Source organism: Sphingobacterium sp. Mn56C, assembly GCF_049319645.1.
Taxonomy (GTDB): domain Bacteria; phylum Bacteroidota; class Bacteroidia; order Sphingobacteriales; family Sphingobacteriaceae; genus Sphingobacterium.
In genome coordinates this window covers 302,620-324,243 of the sequence record NZ_JBMOUC010000003.1, presented here as the reverse complement: position 1 = coordinate 324,243, position 21,624 = coordinate 302,620, and the positions used below count along the sequence as shown (strand labels likewise).

Below are 21,624 nucleotides of genomic sequence, written 5' to 3'. Positions count from 1 at the left end.
ATTTTTCTATGTCAGAACAAGCAGGCCAAATAAAGAGGAATTTAATATTTAACATTTTAAGTCTATTTGCAAATGTTGGTGTAGGAATTTTATATACTCCGTATTTGATAAAAAGTTTAGGTTTGCTTGCTTATGGTATCGTGCCTTTAGCTCTAATAATAAACCAGTATGTAAGTGTGTTAACTGGCTCGTTAACAAGTGCTTTGACGAGGTTTTATTCTATTGCCTTGCAAAAAAATGATCATAAAGAAGCTTCAAAATATTTAAGTACATCTTTGATTGTTGTATTAGGGGTAGTTCTTCTTTTGACTATCCCAATGTATTTTGTTGTTGAAAAAATAGATGTTATTTTTAATATTCCAAAAGATTTGGTACAATCCGCAAAGGGGCTATTCTCTTTCACACTTGCTTCTTTTGCATTATCATTATTTAGTAGTGTTTTCAATATAACACTATATGCTATTAATAGACTTGACTATTTGAATTTAATTAAGATAATTCGATCTGTATTTAAACTAGCAATTGTAATGGTAATTTTTTTCTTTTTAGATAAGGATATAAAATATGTTGGTGTAGCGAATTTTTTGACGGAATTGATAATTCTTTTTGTTTCGATAATTTTATTCTTCCAATTTACCAAACGAAGGGTAAGAATAAGCTTTAAATCATTTGATAAATCTAGTTTAAGTGTTCTTTCAGCAATGGCATCCTGGGTTATTGTCCAACAATTAGGAGACACTATGCTATACCGTATCGATAATGTTTTAATAAATAAATTTTGGACTACAAAAGAATCCGGCATAATTGGAGCATTTACTGAACTAGGTAGTTATACGATTATTGTATCAAGTGTAATTGGAAGTCTTTTTGGCCCATTAATTCTTCAGGCGTTTGCTAAGGATGATCATGAGACAGTTAAAAAAATGTCAATTGATCGATCCATAAGTATTGGTATTTTGTTGGCTGTAATTATTGGAATAATCTGTGGATTCTCATCTGTTATTTTAAAAGTTTGGGTTGGTGATGAATTTGTTCCTTTTCGATTCTGGATGTATTTAAAATTAATATTAATACCATTTTATGCAGCAGCAGGAGTTTTTGCATTTGCCTGCCGTGCATGGAATCGGGTTCGACAACCTGCTATAATTACATTACTTCTTGGAGTAGCAAATTTTATTTTTGTTTGGTTAATAGCTAAATATTTTCATGATTGGAACTTTGCTATTTCAACAATTCTGATAATTTGTTTAATCTTTGGTATTGGTCAGAGCTATTTCTTAAATGGAATAATTTTTTCAACGTTATATAGAGATACTAAAAGGGCTGTATATTGGGGCGCTCTGAAAATCGCACTATCATTGGGTTTAACATTTTTAATAAGTTTTGCAGTTTGCAGTAATTTTATGACTTCATCTAATGTTATCAATCTTTTATTAATAGGAGTATTTTCTATTATACTAACTGTACTATCTTTTCAAATTTTTCTAACAAAGAATCAGAAAAAAGGAATGTCGGAACTGATTTTTAGAGTAAAATAAATAGTTAGAGCATTTATAATAAATTAGTCTTTTATTTTATTAAATATATATATATGTTTTCAGTAGTTATTCCATTATATAATAAATTTTTTAGTATTGAAAAAACGATATTTTCAGTACTAAAACAGAGCTATAAAAATTTTGAAATTATTGTTGTAAATGACGGTTCTACTGATAATAGCTTAGAAATTGTTCAAAACATTCCGGATAAAAGAATTAAAATCATTGACAAACCTAATGGTGGAGTATCCAGTGCACGTAATGTAGGTATTCAAAATTCAAAATTTGAATGGGTGTGTTTTTTAGATGGGGATGATTTATGGGAACCAGAAAAATTACAAAAATATTTTAATGCAATATGTTTAGATGAGACTGTTAATTGGATATTTTCAGGTTATTACGTTGTGAAAAAAAATCAGCTAAATCCCTTAATTTTCAAAAACGGAAATGGTAGAATAGAAAATGTTTTTGATTCCCTATTGGATGGAATTAAAATCCATACAAGTACAGTTGCAGTCCGAAAGCATCTTTTTTATGATAATGAAGACCTTTGGTTTAGTTTAGGAATAAATAATTCGGAAGACAGGGAGGTTTGGTATAAACTATCTTGCATTGATAAATCACCCTATTATCTTGGAGAACCCTTGTCCATGTATCTTTTAGATGATGTTAATTCTTTAACCAAAAATAAAGGTTATTTATCTAAGAACCATTTTTTATCAATGAGAGATCGTCTTGATGGCTATTTGAATAGAATCTCACTGTCGGATAGATCTAAATTGTGTAGATATATTGAACTGTTTAACGAGAATGCCATTATACAACAATGGAGAAATGGCCAAATAGATGACAGCTTGTTTAAGTATATAGGAAAAAAACGGAAAATTATGGAATTCACAAATGGATTTCCAATTCTTTTAAAGAAAGTTTTATATGAATTTTGGTAATAGATTTATTAATTAGATTCGTGAAAATTTTTAGCGATTTGAGAGATACGCTCTATTCAAAAAGAAATTATCAATAAGGAATTTATGGTCGCAATCTATAGGTTTAAATAAAAGCTTCAATTCTTTGAAATTACTAGTTATCTAAAGAAATTGCATTTAATTAATCTATGGCAATTAGGAATTCTGAAATGATCTTTAATAACATTCATAAATTAGGACGAATATACCATCAGGATAATTTAAACAAAAAGGCATACTTTTTAAATGGAAGTGAATTTTTATTGACATAAGTTTTTGATATAAAGTACTTTATAAAACAAGTTAAAAAAATAAGATTATATTTATGGCTATTTATATCGGTTTATTGGTGATACATCTATTATGTGTAAAATTTTGTAACAAGATTTTACTTTTAATTAGCTTTATTCTCTTGTTTTTAGTTATGGGGTTTAGAGACATTAATTTAGGTACGGACGCGCTAAATTATCAACTAATGTTTAATATTTCTTCAGAAGGATATTCATTAGATATAGAGCCATTATGGTACTTATTAAATCGTTCGGTTTTTTTAATGGGTGGAGATTATGAGTCGCTTTTGATCATTTCATCAATACTTACTTTAACTCCAGTTTATATTGCTGCTTGTTTGGCGGATAAAAGAAGAGTTTTTATTATTATTTTCCTTTATATCAGTTTATATTATTATTGTTATGCATTCAATATAATAAGACAAAGTATTGGGATGTCTTTTGGTATTTTAGGCCTAGTTTTATTAAATGATAAAGACAAAAGTAATCATAAATATTTCTGGTTGTGCTTAGTAATCGGAGGTGGGTTCCATTCAATTATATATAGTCTTATTATTTTAAAATTTATTCCTAGACTGTTTGAGAAGGTTAATAATATTGTTGTTTTACAAATTGTTACATTTTTCATTGGTTTATTTTTTCATAATTATTTATTAACATTTTTATCTCGTTTTTTTTATTCAAAATATATAGATTTTGAAGGGGGAAATTTATTAGGAAATCTTATTTACCTGGTAATTTTAAATTGCGTATTTATAGCAATCAGTCAAGTTATAACATTAAAAAATAACTGGTATTATTATATGAGTTTCTTTGTACTAGTTTCTAATTTATTCATTCGTTTTCCGTTTGGAGCAAGGTTTATTTTATTATTTGGTATAATACAAATTGTTTTTCTTCCTTTTCTTTTAAAGAATAATAAACTGAATACAAAATACAAAAGCGTAATTCTTATTGCAATTCTTACATATGGCCTAATCAATTTTTTTAGAATTTTAGGTGCAGGTGAAATTGTCCCATATAAAGGCTATTTTTTTAATTTTATTATATGAAAATTTGTGTTTTTGTTCCAGGTGATAAACTTGGTGGAGCTGAACAATATTTAAAAAATATTACTGTTTATTATTTAAAAAATGGTGACGATGTAGATGTGTATTTTTTAAAATCTAAAAAATACAATGGTTGGGAGGACTTGAAGTTATTTTCAAATCTTAGGCTTTTTTATACTACTAAATTCAAAGAGTCAAAAGGAGCTTTAGCATTACTAAAAAAGATTCTCTTAATTAAGACAAAGTATGATTATGGTTTTTCGTCCCATGTGCATTTAAATTGTTTTCTTGGCTTTTTACGGTGCTTTCGTCTTTTTAATGTCAAGTATATAGTGAGTAGAGAATCAACTACTACACATAAACGGTTTAAAGGGATGAAACTACATTTATTTAATTGTGGTTATAAATTATTCTATAAATATTTAGACCTTTTAATTTGTCAGTCACAACTAATGCGAGACTCCTTAATAACAAATGTACCTTGTTTAGATCAAAGTGTTAAGGTGAAGGTAATACCTAATCCTATTATTTTGGAGGATATTAAATCTAAGTTATTGGAGCCTATTTCAGACGATATAAAATGTTTAGGTGAATTTATTGTGTCTGCTGGTAGGTTGATCCATTTAAAGGGTTTTGATATCCTAATTCAATCATTTGCAAGACTTGAGAATAAGAATTTAAAACTTGTTCTTTTAGGTGAGGGAAGTGATGAAGAAAAATTGAAGTTATTAGCTTTAGAATTAGGAGTAAGCGAACGGGTTATATTTTTAGGTTTTGTAAATAATGTTTACCCTTATTTTAAAGCCGCAGACGCTTGTGTAGTTTCCTCAAGAATAGAGGGTTTTCCAAATGTATTATTGCAAATGATGATGGCAAATGAAAATGTTGTTTCAACTCTTTGTGCTGGAGGGATAGATGATATTGATGGTCTTTCGTTATCTAAAATAAATGATGAAGAGCTTTTATTTTTAGCAATACAAAATGTCTTAAAAAATAGTCCAGAAACAAAAAAAAATATTAGAAGTTTATTTGATAAGGAGCTATTGGGTAGAGATATCTCTGTTTTCATTGAAAAAGTAAATTATTTTTTAAATTATGAAAAGATTTAAAATTTTATTAATGTCTGTAATGTGTTTGTTTTTTTTATGTAAAGAAGCAAAAGCACAAACTGACGAAACAATTGCCATACAGGAATTATTGGACAAGGCTTTTGATAAAAATGAAGCTGTTTATTTGGAAGCAAGATATTATTATGTCACGAATTTAAATATTAAAGTCAATATAATTGGTAAAAAAGGAACAGTTATTCAACGTATAAATAATAAAAGTTCAAAAGAAAAAGATGAAAAATATAATTTCTGCAGAATTGATAATATACATAATATTAAAATAGAAAATGTAGTATTTAATGGCAGTAATTCAGGTATAAATGATACAAGTGGTGTTATTCCTCTTTTCATTTTAAATAGTAGTAATATAAATATTCAGAATTGCCAATTTATAAATTCAAATACTGCAGGTTTAAGAATAAGTCACTCAAATAGTATTAGTATTCTAAATTCTAAAAGTTCAAATAATTATGGAACATTTGGTGATGGTTTTTATGTGGAACAATCAAATAATATATCTTTTGAAAATTGTGTTGCAGATAATTATAATCGTATAGGTTTTGTATTAGATTTAAACGTTAAAAATGTTGTATTTAAGAATTGCAAAGCAAGCAATGGTAACAATGCTTCAATTTTAACTGGTGGAATTGAGCAAAATGCTGGTTTTTGGTTTGAAAAAGCAGGTGATATTTCTGTTATAGATTGTACGGCAAATAATAATACGCATTATGGCTTTCTTGCTGTTTCGGGCTTAGATAAATCTGACGAAAACGTCTCATTTAACTTTCAGAATTGCCGTTCTTATAACAATAATATAGGCTTTAAGGCAGGTTCATTAGGAAAAAATGCGGTTAAAGTTTCTTTTAAAGGCTGCGAAACGACAAATGTTAAATCTGGTATCGAAATAAGTTGTAAGAATATTAATGACATTTATCTAATTGAAAGTTGTAAAATAGGCTATAATGTAGGCAATGATTATTCCACAGGAATATTTTTACACACAAGATATGATGGTAAATCATTAGTTAAGTGCGATGTTAGAAATACTATTTTCGTATATCCCCAAGGTGCATCGAATAGCTTTTTAAAATCAAAAAACTCTTATAATTCAGATATTTATATTGATAATGTAAATAGAGTATTATTTAATTTCTCAAACAACAGCAATAATATCAGCCGTAAAATATTATTAAAATCACCAACAATTAATTCTACATTTTCCTCTTCCATTAAAGATAAAGTTCTAACAGTAAACTCTATAAAATAGTATGGCGAAAAATATAATGATTGTCTTGCTCAATGATATGTTTGGGGGCGCCGAACAGGTAACAAAACAAATTGTAGATTATTTTTTAAGATCAGGAGATCATGTCGATTTGTTTTTTGTCACAAAATCAAAAGGCAATTTTTGGGATGATTATGAAAATCGTCGTGGGATTCAGATTTTTAGGACAAATGCAAAAAATGAGAAAAATGGGTTTGTCCCACTTGTTTTAAAATTCTTAAAAAGAAGAAAAAAGAACTATGATATGGTATTCTCTACACATATCTATTTGAATTCTTTATTATCTATTCTTCGAAAGTTAAATGTAATTAGAACAAATAGATTAGTTTGTAGAGATAGTCATGCATACTATTTAGTAGATAAAGGTAATAAGTTGAGGCTTTATAATTTTTTAATAAAGATTGGATATGGAGGGCAGGATCTAATTATTTCTCAAACAGAAGAAATGAAGAATCAGTTGCTGGTCAATAATAAAAAAAATAAAAGATTGCCTAAAATAGTTCATGTTTTGGGAAACCCAATAGATTTAAGAGAAATTATAATTAACGAAGATTTAAGTATTCCCAAAAAAACTATAATATCTGCTGGTCGATTAATCGAAATTAAAGGATTTGATATTTTATTGAGATCTTTCTCAAATCTGAAAAACTTTAAAGAATACACTTTAATTCTTTTAGGTGAAGGAGTTGAAGAAAATAATCTTAGAAAAATTGCCATTGATTTAGGAATCTCTGAAAACGTGAAATTTCTTGGTTTTCAGAAAGATGTTTTCAGTTATTTTTTTCATGCTGATGTTTGTGTTGTCTCATCTATCCGAGAAGGATTTCCAAATGTTCTACTTCAAATGATTAGTCAAAATAATAATGTGGTATCCACATTGTGTGCTGACGGAATTCAGAATATTAATGGTTTAATTACTTGCGAAAGCGGTAGCAGTCAATTGTTAACAAAGGCTATTGAATCTGCAATTAATAATCATGATAATATCAAGAATAGACCTGTGTTTGATGAAGAAATTTCTAAAAGGACAATTGATGGTTTTATGAATAAAATATTTGAAAATCTTAAACCTATAAAATAAGATTCAATTATGAAAAAAAAAATAAAAGTTTTACATGTCGTGTCTATTTCTTTTTCTATAAAGTATTTCATTGGCAATCAATTTTTCTTTTTTAAGAAAAGAGGGTACGAGTTTCATGTGGCTTGTACTGACTCTGAGGATTTACGTCAATTAGCTGATCATTTTAAGTTCACACCATTCCCAGTTCCTATTTTAAGGAATATTGCCCCACTACAGGATATTAAATCTATTTGGGAACTTAGAAATTATATCAAGAAGGAAAAATTTGATATAGTTATTGCACATTCGCCAAAAGGGGGATTGATTGGTATGATAGCCTCATACTTGGCAGGTGTTAAAAAAAGGATTTTCATTAGACATGGCTTAGTTTTTGAAACTTCTTCTGGTCTGAAAAAAGCACTTTTAATTAATGTGGAACGGTTAATTGGTTTATTTTCTACTAAAATCGTTAATGTGAGCCCTTCAGTTGAAAAAGTTGCGACAGAGTTAAGGCTAAATTTAGATTCAAAAAACACCCTTTTAGGTAAAGGGACTTACAACGGGGTAAATATTGATGTTTATAAAGCCGATAATAATATAAAATATGATAACACGAAGGTGATTGGTTTTGTTGGTCGATTGGCAAAAGATAAAGGGCTTAACGAATTAATTGAGGCGTGGAAAATGCTTATAAAAGAGTTTAATAATATTAAATTACTCTTAGTCGGGCCAATAGATGAACGAGATCCGATGGAATTAAGTGTTTTGGAATATATGAAGAATGAAAAGACCATCGAGTTTACAGGTGGTGTTTCAGATACCTCAAATTATTATAATAAGATGGATGTTTTTGTTTTACCGTCTTTGAGAGAGGGGTTTCCTACTGTTGTTCTTGAGGCTTCTGCATCTGAGCTACCAATTATTACAACTAAAGCTACTGGTTGTGTTGATTCAATCATTGAAAATGAAACAGGGATTTTCGTTGATTATTCTGCACAAAGTTTGTATAATGGGATAAAATATTACTTGGACAATCCATTAGTTGCTAAAAATCATGGGATTAATGGTCGTTCTTTTGTGAAAAATAATTTTGCAGAAGAAATTCTTTATACTAAAATTCAAGAACAACTTCTATGAAAAATATAGCTTTATTAGGAAGTAAGAAGAGCTTTTTAGCAAGAAATCTTGAGAAAATTTACAAAGACTCTATTGTTTCTTTACGTGATATTAATTGGATGAATAAGCTTGATCGCGTAGACTTTATTATTAATTTGGTAGGTAAGGCACATGATCATAATAAAACAGCGACGGAAGAGGATTTTTACTATGCTAATGTTGACTTAGTAAAACAAGTGTTTTATACTTTTGTAAAGTCCAATGCAAAATTATTAATACATGTAAGTTCCTTGGCCGCTGTCGAAGAATTTGAATCTAAAATCCCTCTTACGGAGGATGCAACCTGTAATCCAAAATCTTGGTATGGACAAACAAAAAGAGAAGCAGAAAAATGGTTGTTGAGTCAAGTAATTCCTGAAGGGAAAACAATAATTATTTTGCGTCCTCCAATGATTCATGGTGATGGAGATAAGGGAAATCTAGGGCTTTTATATAAAATTGTTTCAAAAGGAATACCTTATCCGTTAGCATCATTTGAGAATAGCAGATCTTTTATATCAATTGATAATTTTACTTTTTTTATCGAGAATATACTTGATAATTACGAAAAATTACCTTCTGGAATTTATCATGTATCAGATGATGAATCTTTGAGTACTCTTGAAATTGTTGATATAATAAAAGAGATTACTAAAAAAAATGGTGTAAATATTTTTATATCTAAACCTATTATTAAGACGCTAGCTAAAGTTGGTGATGTAATTCCGATCATTTTAAATTCGAATAAATTAAAAAAGATGACGTGTACTCTTTTAGTTTCAAATCAGAAGTTAAAAAAGATTTTAGGTATAAAACAATTGCCACTAACTGCGGAGGAAGGTTTACGTAAAACGATTGAATCTTTTAAAGCCCATTAAAATATTATGATTTACATTATTGTATTTATTACCTTATTTGCTGTTGAATTATTATACTTCCGAATTGCGGATCGTTTTAATATCATCGACAAACCGAATGAACGATCCTCTCATAGTTCAATAACCTTACGTGGTGGTGGAATAATTTTTTATATAGGAGTACTTATATATTTTATTTTATCTGGCTTTCAGTACCCTTGGTTTTTTTTAGGGTTAACTCTAATGACAGGGATTTCTTTTTTGGATGATATTTTTACATTGTCAAACAAATTAAGGTTGTTAATTCATTTTTCGTCTGTATTATTAATGGCTTTTCAGCTTGATTTATTTGATCAATCCTGGTATTTATTGCTGTTGGGCTTTGTTATTGCTGTTGGAGTTATCAATGCCTATAATTTCATGGATGGTATAAATGGTATTACAGCCTGTTACTCTTTAGCTGTTGCTGGGCTGTTGGTTCTTGTAAATCAAGAAATACAATTTATTGATCCCGATTTACTTTATTATACCATACTTGCTGTTTTGGTGTTTGCATTTTTTAATTTTAGAACAAAAGCTAAGTGTTTTGCTGGTGATGTAGGTTCTGTTGCCATAGCTTATATTTTACTATTTGTTTTAGGTTTGTTAATATTAAAAACAGGAAATTTAATTTATATCCTATTTTTGGCCGTTTATGGTATTGATGCAGTATGGACCATAGTTCGGCGGTTAATGTTGAAGGAAAATATATTCCAAGCACACCGTTCTCATCTTTACCAATATTTAGGAAATGAAGCGGGAGTTAACAGATTATTAATTTCCTTTTTATATGGCTTTATCCAGTTTTTAATAGGTATTGCAGTGCTATATGTATCTAAAGAAGACACTAGTTATCAACTGCTGTTTTCAATAGTTTTATTAGTGGTTTTAAGTGTAGTTTATCTATGGTTAAAGGCTTATATTTTAAAAAAGCATACTAAAAACTAAATATGAAAGAGATATCAATTCTTAAAGGTGGAGTAGCAAAGGATAATAGAGGACAGATTCGCTTCGTAAACGATTTTGATATGGAGGCTGTAAAGCGTTTCTATATTATTAAAAATTCAGATAAAGCATTAATTCGCGGCTGGCGTGCGCATCGTATTGAACAAAGGTGGTTTTATGTTTTATCAGGAAGCTTCTCTTTGAATATTGTTAAAATTGATAATTGGGAAAATCCTTCTAAAGATTTGGAGGTCCAGAATATAGTTTTAAAAAGTAGTGACATGAATCTTTTGCATATCCCTGCGGGGTATGGAACTGCATTTGTTGCCTTAGAGGAAGATAGTGAGTTATTAGTTTATGCAGATTATGGATTGGCGCATGCTGCTTTAGATGATTATACCTATTCTTTAGATTACTTTAATAAATTGGAATTACTTTAAAAAAAAGAAAAAATAGAATAGAAAATAATTATTTTTTGATGGCATTAAGAATGCATTTGAATTAAATATAATAAATATTCAAAAGTCTTTTTAGGCATAAAAAAGTATCTTTGTCATTTAGAATATACGTATTTTAAAAATTAAACTTATACCTACATTAATCAAGATAAATATGTTACGAGTTAATATTTTTTTAGGCGCTATTTTATTAACTATTATAGTGCTGTTTAATAGTTCATGTGCAAGCCGGAAGAATTTGGTTTATTTCCAACCAGATTCAACCCTGTTAAATTCGACCTATGAGCTAAATGTTCCGAAATTGCAACCAGGTGATATTCTGGCAATATCCGTAACCGCCGATGATATCCGGGCTACACAGGCATTTAATCAGGTTTCTCCTTATCAAGGCTCAAATGGTACTATTCAGGCTAATAATCCCTTTATCCCAACCTATGGTATTGATGTTAAAGGAGAAATAGACTTCCCCAAAATTGGGAAGGTGAAATTAGCGGGGTTAACCCGTACGCAGGCAATTGAATATTTAAAGAAAGAGGTATCAAAATATATTGTTGATCCCGGTGTAAGTATTGAGCTCCGTAACTTTAGAGTAACGGTATTAGGAGAGGTGAGAAGTCCGGGCACATTTCCTGTCACTAACGATAGAATTACCTTATTAGAAGCATTAGGTATGGCCGGTGATTTAACCATAAATGGTGTACGTAAAAATGTGTTGGTGGTAAGAGAGCAGGATGGTGTAAAAAAAGAGTATCGTGTAGATTTAACCGCACGCGATGCATTAAATTCTCCTGTTTATTACCTAGCGCAAAATGATGTGGTGTATGTTGAGCCTAATGGAGCAAGAGTGCAATCTTCAAAGTATACACAAAACACTTCCATTTTCGTTTCTATTGCTGGTGTGATTATTACCGTAGTTTCTGTTCTTACCCGTTAATAATAATTTGATGAAAAATAATAGTCCTGAAAAAATAACGATTGAAAATGATGATCAAGAGTTGAATTTAAAACAACTTTTTGAGCAATATGCCTATTATTGGAAATGGTTTGTTGTATCTGTTATGGTCTGCGTCTTAGCTGCATTTATTTACTTGCGTTATGCAGAACGGATTTATGCTGTCTCTAGTAAAATTCTTTTACAAGATGAAAAACAAGCGTCAGGTGAATTAGCGGGTCTTGCGGAAATTGCATCCTTAACCGGGGCAGGAAGTTCTACTTCTGCATTTGTATCCGATCAAATGGATGTTATAAAGTCGCGTCGTATATTGCGTAAAGTTGTAGAGTCAGATAGGTTAAATATTATTTACTATTCTAAGGGAAAAGTAAAAAATGCCGAATTGCTAGAAGTGGAATCGCCAATTAAGGTTATTTTATTAGAGCCAAATAATCCTAAATTAGATTCCATTAAATATTCTTTATCCATTATTGGAGATGGAAAAAAGTTAGTTGTAAAAGATAACGATAATGAATATGGGAATTACACCGCTGGACAAAAATTAAATACTCCAATTGGTCCTATTGTTTTAACATTACAACACGAAAAGTCATTTAATGGAAATTTAGAAGTTAAGTTTAATTCTGTTGATAAAACAATTGATGGCTTAATAAGATCAATAAATATTACCCCAAATAAAGAAAAGCAATCCTTTATTGTAAATCTTTCACTAAACCATTCGAATAAAAAGAAAGCAGAATTAATCTTAAACTCCCTGGTTGAAAATTATAATGCCGATGTAACAGAAGACAAGGCTAAGGTTAGCCGGGCCACCTCTGCATTTATTTCCGGGCGTTTAGATTTAATTGCTAAAGATTTATCTACTGCAGATTCTAAGGTTGCAGATTATAAGGATAACAACAACCTTATAGATATGTCGTCGGAGGCTCAGCTGTATATGCAGGGGGCAAACGATAATGAGCGTAAATTGGTGGAATACCAGACCCAGTTACGTTTGTCGGATATGATGCGTACGGCAACACAAGAAAATAATGGTTTATTGCCGGCTAATATTGGTTTATCGGATCCGTCAATTGAAGCTTCCATTACCGCCTACAATAATTTGGTATTGGAACGCGATGATTTATTAAAGTCTGCAACGCCACAGAACCCTATTGTGCAAAATCTAAATCGTAATATTATCGAATTAAATAAAAATGTACAATTGGCTTTAAATAATTACCGTCAGGTTTTACAAACCAACGTAAATAGTTTACAAAGTCAGAAAAATAAATTCGAAGGACGATTAAACCAATTGCCAAAGCAAGAACGTGGTTTTAAAGATATCTCGCGCCAGCAGCAAATTGTAGAATCCCTGTATTTGTTTTTATTACAAAAGCGGGAGGAAACAGAAATCAAGGCTTCTGCTACACCAGCAAATTTAAAAGTTATTGATTCGGCATACGGTTCGGATATCCCTGTTGCACCTCGGAAGTTAATAGTTCTTCTAGGAGCTCTAATAGCAGGCTTTATTATTCCATTTGCAATTTTATATATTAAATTCTTACTGGATAATAAAATTCATTCGCGGAAGGATATCGAAGAGAAAATGGCGACGCCAATTTTGGGCGAGATTCCTACCTCGGAAGACCCTATTGTTAAGGAGAACGACCGTTCGTCGTTGGCGGAGGCATTCCGGATTTTGCGTACCAACATCAGCTTTATGTTGGGGGCGAAAAAAGATTCTTCTGTAATTTATGTTACCTCGACAACATCCGGTGAAGGGAAGTCCTTCGTGTCGACCAACTTGGCTCGAATATTATCAATGTCGGGCAAAAAGGTGCTGTTGGTAGGGGCAGATATCCGTAGTCCAAAGGTATTGGATTATTTGGGTTTATCGCATTTGCAGCATACGAATATTGGTATAACGCAGTACCTCATTAATCCGGATATGGATTTGGATAATATTATTATCAAGAAACCGGCACCGTATAATTTTGATATTATCTATTCCGGATATGTGGCGCCAAATCCTGCGGAGTTATTATTGAACGGGCATTTTGATGATGTTATCGCCTATGGCCGTACGCATTATGATTATGTCATTGTCGATACTGCTCCGGTAAGTCTGGTAACCGATACGCTATTGATTGCTAATAATGCAGATTTAACCATTTATGTGGCGCGTGCAAATTACCTGGATAAACGCTTACTAAATGTGCCTAAGGAATTGTATGAGGATGGTAAACTTAAAAATATGGCTGTAATTATTAATGACGTAGATTTTGCTCGTGGTTATGGTTACGGTTATGGTTATGGCTATGGCTATGGCCAAGCGGAAAAGGAAACGTTTGGGTCTAAGTTTACGAAACGTTTAAACAGCCTTTTTAAAAGAAAATAAGCTACAAAAAACCTCAAGAAATTGAGGTTTTTTTTTACTCTTTGCGTTTTATGGAGCAGATATTTGACGCCTGGAATGAGCGGGTATCTGTTTCAATACCTATTATTGTTACCAAATCAAAATTTCGATTTATATAATATGGCATGTATTTTGTTATAGTGCATGCTATAGAATTTAGTAAGATAGACAATTAAAAGTTTTGCATACTGTGGCAAATTTCCATTATAAATCGTTTTAACTGTTGCTAACTATATTTTATACTTCTACTTAATTAATATTTTGATGGGTTTTTTTTCAAAACTATTTGGTAAAACAGAACAAGGAGCGAGCGTACGAACATTGGGGAAGTTGGGCTTCTTGGAAGTGGATATGCATAACCATCTCTTGCCGGGGATTGATGATGGTAGTCCGTCGGTTGAGCAGTCCTATCGTTTAATACAGGGTCTGCAGGGGTTGGGGTTAGACAAATTTATCTGCACTCCGCATATTATACAAGATATACACCCCAACACTAAAGCGAGCATCACACAGGCTTACAACAGCTTAGGGGAGTATTTAAAAGTAAATAACAGTAAAGTTGAAATATCTGCTGCGGCAGAACATATGATAGATGAAGGTATTCATGGGTTAATCGCTAAAGATAACCTTTGTGTAATGCCGGGGAACTATGTGCTGATAGAAATGTCGTATTTATCGGAGTCTAGAGCACTATTCCAAACCATACAAGACATTCAAAAGTTGGGTTATAAACCAATTTTAGCGCATCCGGAGCGCTATAACTACTACCATATGAACTTTGATATGTATAAGCAGATTAAAAATGCAGGTTGTTTGCTGCAGCTTAACCTGTTGTCGATCAGTCGTTATTATGGTACGGAAGTTAAAGTTGCTGCGTTGACATTGATAAAATCAGGCATGTACGATTTCGTGGGTACGGATATCCACCACGATAAACATTTGGCCGCATTGCAGGATGTCGTCGCAAAATATCCCGTTCGCGACTTGCTCAAGACCTGTAATATTCTAAATCCAACCTTGTTGGATCATTTAAATAATCAGAAGGTAATTGCTGTAGGTTAACAAATCAACCTGTGCAGGCCAACAAAAAAGAGGTGCTTTAATTTATAAATTGAAGCACCTCTTTTTTGTTATTCGCCGATCGCGTAATAGTTAAATCCTAAACTTTCGATCTGTTGTCGGTTCAATAATTTTCTGCCGTCAAATATAAAGGCCGGTTTTTTCATATGCGCTTTAATCTTTGCCCAGTCGTAATCTTTAAAAGCATCCCACTCGGTTAAAATTGCAACGGCATGTGCATCTTTGCAAGCTTCATAAGGGTCGGCACTCACCGTTACGAGGCTTTGATTTTCGGCAGCATTACGGGTGTTCAGGTTATCCAGGTCGATGTATATCTTCTCTGCCGGAACTTTAGGGTCGTAAACGCTGAGGTTTGCCATTTCGTTCAGCAGGTGGTCGGCGACATATATCGCTGCCGACTCGCGGGTGTCGTTGGTATCTTTCTTGAAAGCCCAGCCTAATATGGCGATCTTTTTGCCGTTTACGGTATTAAACAAAGTCTGAATAATATTATCGGCGAAACGATGTTTCTGGTGGTCGTTCATTAAGATCACCTGCTCCCAATAGTTGGCGACCTCCTGCAGGTTGTAACTGCGGGCAATATACACCAAGTTTAAAATATCTTTTTGAAAGCATGAACCCCCAAAACCTACCGAGGCTTTTAAAAACTTAGCACCAATACGCGAGTCCATACCTATGGCTTTAGCAACTTCCTCCACATTGGCTCCTGTTTTTTCGCATAACTCGGATATGGAATTTATAGAAGATACGCGCTGCGCTAAAAAGGCATTGGCCGTAAGTTTAGATAGTTCCGATGACCACAGGTTTGTCGTCAAAATTCTATCCGTTGGTACCCAACGGGCATAAATAGCGACCAAGGCCTGTATAGCGTCTTCATTTTCGCCCCCTATCAAAACCCTGTCGGGGTTTAACAGATCCTGAATTGCCGTTCCTTCCGCCAAAAACTCAGGGTTGGAGAGGATATGGAAGTTTACCGCAGATCCGGTATTATGTAGAATACTTTTCAGCGCTGCTGCCGTACGTACCGGGAGGGTAGATTTTTCGACTACGATTTTATCCGTAGTAGAGACCTCGGCAATCTGGCGCGCACAGAGCTCAATGAATTTTAAATCTGCGGCCATACCTTTGCCCTTACCGTAGTTTTTTGTCGGGGTATTTACCGATATAAAAATCATATCGGCCTCTTGTATGGCTTTTTCAATTTCAGTAGAAAAGAATAGATTACGGTTGCGGGCTTCCCCCACAACCTCGGCAAGGCCAGGTTCGTAGATCGGTAGCTCGTTTAGGTCTGCCGCATTCCAGGCCGCTATGCGCGCCGTATTCATGTCTACCAGGGTTACTTCAATATCTGGACATTGCTGTGCAACAACAGACATCGTAGGGCCTCCTACATAGCCTGCGCCGATACAACAGATTTTCTTTACATTAAAAGCCATCGCTGCATTGTTTATTTGTTACTGCAAAGATAAGGGCTTAATTGAATAATCTACTGTTTTACAAATTTTCAGCGCTATAAATTATCGAAATCCTGGGTTCAGATTTTTCAAATTATAATATTTACCTTTGATAATCTTGTCTTGACTTGGCATGCCTATAGGGGTTATTATGCTAGTTTAAGCCGGATATAAAAGTTCAAAGGGTAAACAAAATTAAGCTGAGGTTAGGTTGATTACAAAGGAAACAATAGAAAAAGTGTTGGATACTGCCCGCATTGAGGAGGTAGTAGGTGAATTTGTGGACCTTAAAAAAAGGGGTACCTCTTTGATTGGTAACTGCCCTTTTCACAATGAAAAGACACCGTCTTTCCACGTGTCGGTAGCGAAGGGTATTTACAAGTGTTTTGGCTGTGGTGTCGGTGGTGATTCCCTTAAGTTTGTCATGGAGCTCGAGAAATTCTCTTATCCCGAAGCGATACGCTACCTAGCGAATAAGTACCATATCGAGATTGAGGAGGTCGAGCGAACACCAGCGCAGCTGGCAATGCAGGATAAAAGAGAGAGTCTGTTTATCTTGAGCCAGTGGGCCGGCAAATATTTTAAAGAGCAGCTGTGGGATAGTCCTGCAGGGCGCTCCATAGGTCTTTCTTATTTTAAGGAGCGTGGGTATAGTGAAGCTATTATCAAAAAATTTGAACTGGGGTATTCTCCAGATCAGTGGACTGCAGTTGTGGATGCCGCCAAAAAGGCGGGGTTTCAGGATACTTACCTGGCCGAAATAGGCCTGGCCATTGAGCGGGACGATAAATCCTTGTACGACCGCTTTCGCGGAAGGGTTATTTTTCCGATCCATAATCTTACCGGTCGTGTGATTGGCTTCGGTGGGCGAACATTGAAAACGGAAAAGTCTGTCCCTAAATATGTAAACTCGCCGGAGAGTGATATCTACCATAAATCGGATGTGCTGTATGGTCTTAACCTAGCTAAAAAAGCCATTATGGATGCCGACCTGTGTTACCTGGTGGAGGGCTATGCTGATGTTATTGCCATGCACCAAACGGGGGTTGAAAATGTGGTCTCTTCTTCGGGAACATCTTTAACGACGGGGCAGATTAAGCTGATATCGAGGTTTACAAAAAATGTCGTGATCTTGTACGATGGCGATGCTGCCGGCATAAAGGCCTCCTTGCGGGGTACGGATATGCTGTTGGAGGAGGGCTTGAATGTTAAGGTGCTGCTTTTTCCGGATGGTAATGACCCCGACTCGTATGCCAAACAGGTAGGTCCTGCGGCCTTTAAAGATTATATCACCAGCAATCAGGAGGATTTTATTTTCTATAAAACGCATATTCTGCTGAAGGATGCTAAAGAAGATCCTATAAAACGGGCGGAGGTGATACGCGATGTGGTGCAGAGTATTGCCCTTATTCCGGACGAAATTAAGGTGTCCGTTTTTATACAGCGTTGCAGCTCTTTGTTGGATATCGAGGAACGTGTTTTATTGACAGAGTTAAATAAAATACGCCTGGGTAGAGCGAAGGAGCAGGATCGTAGAAATACCGCTAAAGGGAAGTCTTCGTCTTATACGCCGTCTGGCCCGGATTTGGGCGATGGCCCTCCGGCGGATTTTTTCCTTACCGAGTCGGAACGCGCTGAAGGTAGAGAGACGCCTTCGGCAGGGCTGCCGCCATCGTCGCAGCAGCAGTTGACGGCTGAAATATTGCAGGAGCGCGAGGTGGTGCGGATATTGTTGAACTATGGCCGTGAATTGGTGACTTGGGAGGGCGACGGTGATATTCCGGTTGCACCGTATTTGTTGGGTAGCATCGACGATATTGCTTTTGAGGATAAAGCGAGTGCTATTATTGTGCAGGAATTTATAAAACAGGCGGAAACCTTTGAGGTCCCTGAAGCCAAGTTTTTCTTGGGTCATGAAAATACCGAGGTGGCGAATCTTGTGGTGGATAGTATTGCTACACGCTATGAAATAAGTCCGAATTGGAACGACGATAAGCGCAAAATATATGTTACCCAGGAGATTGAGCACTTGAAAGATCTTGTTGTACAGGCAATATATAGAATTAAAAAGCGGAAATTTGAACGCGAGATGCATAAGGTACGCGAGGAGCTAAAAACTTGCACGAATGCTGCGGATCTGGAGATATGCCTCCATAAGTACCAAAAGCTTAAAGAGGCCGAAAAAATGCTTGGCGAGATGCTGGGGAATACCGTTGTGAAATAAAATATGTATCCAATTATATAGTTATGGCGAAACAGCAGGAGTACGGGAAATATGGGGAGGAGCTTGCTGTACAGCATTTAATGGCTTTAGGGTACACCCTGTTGCAGCGAAATTGGCGCTATGGCCATCTGGAGGTTGATATTATTGCCCGCGATGGCGATGTACTGCTGTTTATAGAGGTTAAAAGCCGCTCGACAACGGCCTTCGGCCACCCGGCAGATTTTGTCGATCTGCAGAAGCAGCGCTTCCTGCTGGAAGCGGCAGATGCTTATTTAGCCGCTTCGTTATTTGATGGGGAGATACGTTTTGATATAGTTTCTGTATATTTAGATTCGAAATTAATAGAGCATATTAAGGATGCTTTTTGGAGTGACTTTTAGTTTGTAATACATGAAAATAAAATCTTTGTTGGGGGCTGCAGTATTGTTTTCCCTAAGTTTGGCGGCCTGTAAAACGCAACAGGCAAAATTAAGCTTCCTGGAGCCGGAGTCTGGCAGTAGGGTCGGTTATGGCGAGCTGGTGAAGTTGAAGTTAAACTTCCCTGATGCGGGTATCGATTCGGTGGTGTACTCGGTAGATGGTAATGTGCTGGAGCGCCGTACCGATACGGCGGCGGTGCGTTTGGATACTAAAAAATATGGCTTTGGCGATCGCTCTCTTTCTGCCCGGGTATATGCTGCTGGCAAGGAGGATATTGTGTATAGTAATATTATGGTGCTGCCACAAAATGCTAAAAACTATGGCTTTGAGGTGGTGAACACGTATCCCCACGATACGGAGGCCTTTACACAGGGGCTGCAGTTTGCGGATGGTATATTATACGAGTCTACGGGCCGCTACGGCCAGTCGGAGCTGCGGAAGGTGGATCTACAAACAGGTAAGGTACTGAAAAGTATAAAACTCGATGAAAAGTATTTCGGCGAGGGGATGACCTTGCTGGGGAATAAGATCGCATTGCTGACTTGGCGGGAGAATGTGGGTTTCTTCTACGATAAAAATACCTTGCAGCAGACGGGAACTTTCAGCTATGAAAATAGTAAAGAGGGCTGGGGTTTAACCTACGATGGTAAAAATATGATTAAATCCGATGGTAGCAACAACCTGTATTTTCTGGACCCTGTTACGGGTAAGGAGCTGCACTCTGTTGCGGTATACGACGAGAATGGTGCCGTTGATGCCTTGAATGAGCTGGAGTATATCGACGGTAAGGTGTATGCTAATGTGTACGAGAAAGAAATTATTGTGATTATAAACCCCGAAAATGGAGCCGTGGAAGGTCGCATTAATTTGGTGGGTATGTATACAGAAAATAGACAGCAGTATGATAATGAGCTAAATGGTATTGCTTACGATGCTGCCGGAAAGCGATTGTTCGTTACGGGTAAACTTTGGGCTAAGCTGTTTGAAATAAAAATGGTGGAACGTTAGTTTTCCAGGTGCCGGATATATAAAAAAGAGGAGCCACGATTCATTGTAGGCTCCTCTTTTTTTGCGTTGTCTTTCCGTGCCCGTGCCTGCCGTTAGGGGATGAGGGTTCCTTTGCCTACCGAAAATTTAATTTTCTCGTTTAAGGGGATTTGGTTTTCCGCGACTTGTTCCTCTATACGGTCTGGAAAGAGTATGCCATACAAGTGGTCTACCTCGTGCTGAAAGATTACAGCCGTAAATCCTTCGATATTCTCTTCGATTATATTACCCTTGGTGTCCCAATATTGTAAACGTATGGCGTAGCTGCGTTCTACATTTTCCTTTTTATCGGGAATGGATAGACAGCCCTCAGCTCCCTCGCGGGTAAGTTTTGAACGCCATATAATTTTGGGGTTGATATAAAACTCAAAAGGTTCGTCTTTTTTATCAAAACGCTGTACCCAGATTAGGTTGCGGTTGATGCCGACCTGTGGTGCTGCAATGCCAACACCAGGGTGTGCCGGGTCTTGTACTGTCGCCAACATACGCTGTGCTAAGGTTGCAACCAGCGGGTCATCGGCTTTAATATCTGTCGAGCTACTTTGCAATACTGCACGCTCTTTAGCGTCGGTAATTTGGTAGACATGAAGTTTTTCGGTATTGTCGCCGGCCGTAATCAGCGCTTTTTCTTTTTCAGTGAATCCTTTTGCCATAGCTGTATTTACTGGACGTTCGTTTTTTGGTCCTTTATATTTCTTTTCGCCTGCTAATATACTAATCTGTAGGTTATTTTCCACAGGAGGTTGTGGGCATCGATAGCCCGAACTGTAGGCACAGTAGGGGTTGTAGGCTTTATTGAAGTCTACGCGGATTTTATGGTTGCTAATGGCTGTGGCATCCAGCTCCAGATAACGCCCGCCTTCATAGCTCTCGTTGCCGCTGCTTTTATCTGTGAAGGGTAAAAACAGGTAGTTTGCATAGTTGGGGTTTTGAAATAGGGCTACACTTTGATAAAGTGTTAGCTGCTGTGTCTCGCCGTCGATGGTAAAGGTAATGCGTGCATAGCGCTTGTAGGGGTTGCTCGTACCATCGTAGGTTGGCATCCGGAATTCTTTCTCGCCATAGAGCAACTGCAGGTCGGCGTCGACGATATACTTGCTATTGGCGGGGAAATAATTTACGTATTGCACATTCTCTGCCCGTAGGGGCCCAAAATTATCTTTTAGAAAATGTTCCTTTTTTGCCTGCCGGTATTCGGCTAAGCTGCTTTCGTACGACGGTGTCTGTGCTTTTGCCTGTACAGCGAAAGTGAATAACAACAGGATGAGGATGGTCTGGCGCATATGTTTTAAATATCTA

At 35.2% G+C, this 21,624-nt stretch carries 18 protein-coding genes; 16 read left to right on the top strand and 2 right to left on the bottom strand.

The window, feature by feature from the left end; all coding sequences use genetic code 11:
- Positions 1–8 precede the first annotated feature (8 nt).
- From ACL9RF_RS10980 to ACL9RF_RS10920, 13 genes are all read left to right on the top strand, one after another.
- Positions 9–1,538 (top strand): oligosaccharide flippase family protein, encoded by a 1,530-nt coding sequence (locus tag ACL9RF_RS10980; RefSeq protein WP_422800674.1) that lies wholly within the window; start codon positions 9–11, stop codon positions 1,536–1,538.
- Between the two features lie 53 nt (positions 1,539–1,591).
- Complete coding sequence (locus ACL9RF_RS10975; protein ID WP_422800673.1) at positions 1,592–2,485, top strand: glycosyltransferase family 2 protein; 894 nt, start codon at positions 1,592–1,594, stop codon at positions 2,483–2,485.
- 343 nt (positions 2,486–2,828) lie between these two features.
- On the top strand, positions 2,829–3,845 hold the full coding sequence (locus ACL9RF_RS10970) for an EpsG family protein (RefSeq protein ID WP_422800672.1): 1,017 nt from the start codon (positions 2,829–2,831) through the stop codon (positions 3,843–3,845).
- On the top strand, positions 3,842–4,951 hold the full coding sequence (locus ACL9RF_RS10965) for a glycosyltransferase (protein WP_422800671.1): 1,110 nt from the start codon (positions 3,842–3,844) through the stop codon (positions 4,949–4,951). Before ACL9RF_RS10970 ends, ACL9RF_RS10965 begins: the two co-directional genes overlap by 4 nt.
- The gene (locus ACL9RF_RS10960) at positions 4,938–6,218 is read left to right on the top strand and encodes a right-handed parallel beta-helix repeat-containing protein (RefSeq protein ID WP_422800670.1); all 1,281 of its coding nucleotides are present in this window, start codon (positions 4,938–4,940) and stop codon (positions 6,216–6,218) included. Before ACL9RF_RS10965 ends, ACL9RF_RS10960 begins: the two co-directional genes overlap by 14 nt.
- Position 6,219: 1 nt before the next feature.
- The gene (locus tag ACL9RF_RS10955) at positions 6,220–7,317 is read left to right on the top strand and encodes a glycosyltransferase (protein ID WP_422800669.1); all 1,098 of its coding nucleotides are present in this window, start codon (positions 6,220–6,222) and stop codon (positions 7,315–7,317) included.
- A 9-nt stretch (positions 7,318–7,326) separates the two neighbouring features.
- On the top strand, positions 7,327–8,433 hold the full coding sequence (locus ACL9RF_RS10950; RefSeq protein WP_422800668.1) for a glycosyltransferase family 4 protein: 1,107 nt from the start codon (positions 7,327–7,329) through the stop codon (positions 8,431–8,433).
- The gene (locus tag ACL9RF_RS10945) at positions 8,430–9,329 is read left to right on the top strand and encodes an NAD-dependent epimerase/dehydratase family protein (RefSeq protein WP_422800667.1); all 900 of its coding nucleotides are present in this window, start codon (positions 8,430–8,432) and stop codon (positions 9,327–9,329) included. The genes ACL9RF_RS10950 and ACL9RF_RS10945 overlap by 4 nt, the downstream gene beginning before the upstream one ends.
- Before the next feature lie 6 nt (positions 9,330–9,335).
- Positions 9,336–10,295, top strand: coding sequence for an MraY family glycosyltransferase (locus tag ACL9RF_RS10940; protein WP_422800666.1), 960 nt, complete (start codon positions 9,336–9,338; stop codon positions 10,293–10,295).
- A 2-nt stretch (positions 10,296–10,297) separates the two neighbouring features.
- Positions 10,298–10,732 (top strand): WxcM-like domain-containing protein, encoded by a 435-nt coding sequence (locus tag ACL9RF_RS10935; protein WP_422800665.1) that lies wholly within the window; start codon positions 10,298–10,300, stop codon positions 10,730–10,732.
- 172 nt (positions 10,733–10,904) lie between these two features.
- Positions 10,905–11,684, top strand: a complete 780-nt coding sequence (locus ACL9RF_RS10930) for a polysaccharide biosynthesis/export family protein (RefSeq protein ID WP_422800664.1) — start codon at positions 10,905–10,907, stop codon at positions 11,682–11,684.
- Positions 11,685–11,694: 10 nt separating this feature from the next.
- On the top strand, positions 11,695–14,082 hold the full coding sequence (locus ACL9RF_RS10925) for a GumC family protein (RefSeq protein WP_422800663.1): 2,388 nt from the start codon (positions 11,695–11,697) through the stop codon (positions 14,080–14,082).
- A gap of 282 nt (positions 14,083–14,364) precedes the next feature.
- Positions 14,365–15,162, top strand: coding sequence for a tyrosine-protein phosphatase (locus tag ACL9RF_RS10920; protein ID WP_422800662.1), 798 nt, complete (start codon positions 14,365–14,367; stop codon positions 15,160–15,162).
- 68 nt (positions 15,163–15,230) lie between these two features.
- Here the strand turns inward: ACL9RF_RS10920 and ACL9RF_RS10915 are convergent, their stop codons facing one another.
- Positions 15,231–16,616 (bottom strand): nucleotide sugar dehydrogenase, encoded by a 1,386-nt coding sequence (locus ACL9RF_RS10915; RefSeq protein WP_422800661.1) that lies wholly within the window; start codon positions 16,614–16,616, stop codon positions 15,231–15,233.
- Between the two features lie 229 nt (positions 16,617–16,845).
- Here ACL9RF_RS10915 and dnaG point away from each other — a divergent pair, with 229 nt between their 5' ends.
- Genes dnaG through ACL9RF_RS10900 form a run of 3 tightly spaced genes read left to right on the top strand, consistent with a single transcriptional unit; the run spans position 16,846 to position 20,286 of the window.
- The gene (dnaG, locus tag ACL9RF_RS10910; RefSeq protein ID WP_422800660.1) at positions 16,846–18,858 is read left to right on the top strand and encodes a DNA primase; all 2,013 of its coding nucleotides are present in this window, start codon (positions 16,846–16,848) and stop codon (positions 18,856–18,858) included.
- A gap of 23 nt (positions 18,859–18,881) precedes the next feature.
- On the top strand, positions 18,882–19,238 hold the full coding sequence (locus ACL9RF_RS10905) for a YraN family protein (protein ID WP_422800659.1): 357 nt from the start codon (positions 18,882–18,884) through the stop codon (positions 19,236–19,238).
- Positions 19,239–19,248: 10 nt separating this feature from the next.
- Complete coding sequence (locus ACL9RF_RS10900) at positions 19,249–20,286, top strand: glutaminyl-peptide cyclotransferase (RefSeq protein WP_422800658.1); 1,038 nt, start codon at positions 19,249–19,251, stop codon at positions 20,284–20,286.
- Between the two features lie 92 nt (positions 20,287–20,378).
- Here ACL9RF_RS10900 and def read toward each other — a convergent pair whose 3' ends face one another.
- Complete coding sequence (def, locus tag ACL9RF_RS10895) at positions 20,379–21,608, bottom strand: peptide deformylase (RefSeq protein ID WP_422800657.1); 1,230 nt, start codon at positions 21,606–21,608, stop codon at positions 20,379–20,381.
- Between the last annotated feature and the right edge of the window lie 16 nt (positions 21,609–21,624).

Bases quoted from the DNA above. Each gene is read 5' to 3' on its own strand.
- ACL9RF_RS10980 (WP_422800674.1), top strand. From the start codon at position 9: ATGTCAGAACAAGCAGGCCAAATAAAGAGGAATTTAATATTTAACATT.
- ACL9RF_RS10975 (WP_422800673.1), top strand. From the start codon at position 1,592: ATGTTTTCAGTAGTTATTCCATTATATAATAAATTTTTTAGTATTGAA.
- ACL9RF_RS10970 (WP_422800672.1), top strand. From the start codon at position 2,829: ATGGCTATTTATATCGGTTTATTGGTGATACATCTATTATGTGTAAAA.
- ACL9RF_RS10965 (WP_422800671.1), top strand. From the start codon at position 3,842: ATGAAAATTTGTGTTTTTGTTCCAGGTGATAAACTTGGTGGAGCTGAA.
- ACL9RF_RS10960 (WP_422800670.1), top strand. From the start codon at position 4,938: ATGAAAAGATTTAAAATTTTATTAATGTCTGTAATGTGTTTGTTTTTT.
- ACL9RF_RS10955 (WP_422800669.1), top strand. From the start codon at position 6,220: ATGGCGAAAAATATAATGATTGTCTTGCTCAATGATATGTTTGGGGGC.
- ACL9RF_RS10950 (WP_422800668.1), top strand. From the start codon at position 7,327: ATGAAAAAAAAAATAAAAGTTTTACATGTCGTGTCTATTTCTTTTTCT.
- ACL9RF_RS10945 (WP_422800667.1), top strand. From the start codon at position 8,430: ATGAAAAATATAGCTTTATTAGGAAGTAAGAAGAGCTTTTTAGCAAGA.
- ACL9RF_RS10940 (WP_422800666.1), top strand. From the start codon at position 9,336: ATGATTTACATTATTGTATTTATTACCTTATTTGCTGTTGAATTATTA.
- ACL9RF_RS10935 (WP_422800665.1), top strand. From the start codon at position 10,298: ATGAAAGAGATATCAATTCTTAAAGGTGGAGTAGCAAAGGATAATAGA.
- ACL9RF_RS10930 (WP_422800664.1), top strand. From the start codon at position 10,905: ATGTTACGAGTTAATATTTTTTTAGGCGCTATTTTATTAACTATTATA.
- ACL9RF_RS10925 (WP_422800663.1), top strand. From the start codon at position 11,695: ATGAAAAATAATAGTCCTGAAAAAATAACGATTGAAAATGATGATCAA.
- ACL9RF_RS10920 (WP_422800662.1), top strand. From the start codon at position 14,365: ATGGGTTTTTTTTCAAAACTATTTGGTAAAACAGAACAAGGAGCGAGC.
- ACL9RF_RS10915 (WP_422800661.1), bottom strand. From the start codon at position 16,616: ATGGCTTTTAATGTAAAGAAAATCTGTTGTATCGGCGCAGGCTATGTA.
- ACL9RF_RS10905 (WP_422800659.1), top strand. From the start codon at position 18,882: ATGGCGAAACAGCAGGAGTACGGGAAATATGGGGAGGAGCTTGCTGTA.
- ACL9RF_RS10900 (WP_422800658.1), top strand. From the start codon at position 19,249: ATGAAAATAAAATCTTTGTTGGGGGCTGCAGTATTGTTTTCCCTAAGT.
- def (WP_422800657.1), bottom strand. From the start codon at position 21,608: ATGCGCCAGACCATCCTCATCCTGTTGTTATTCACTTTCGCTGTACAG.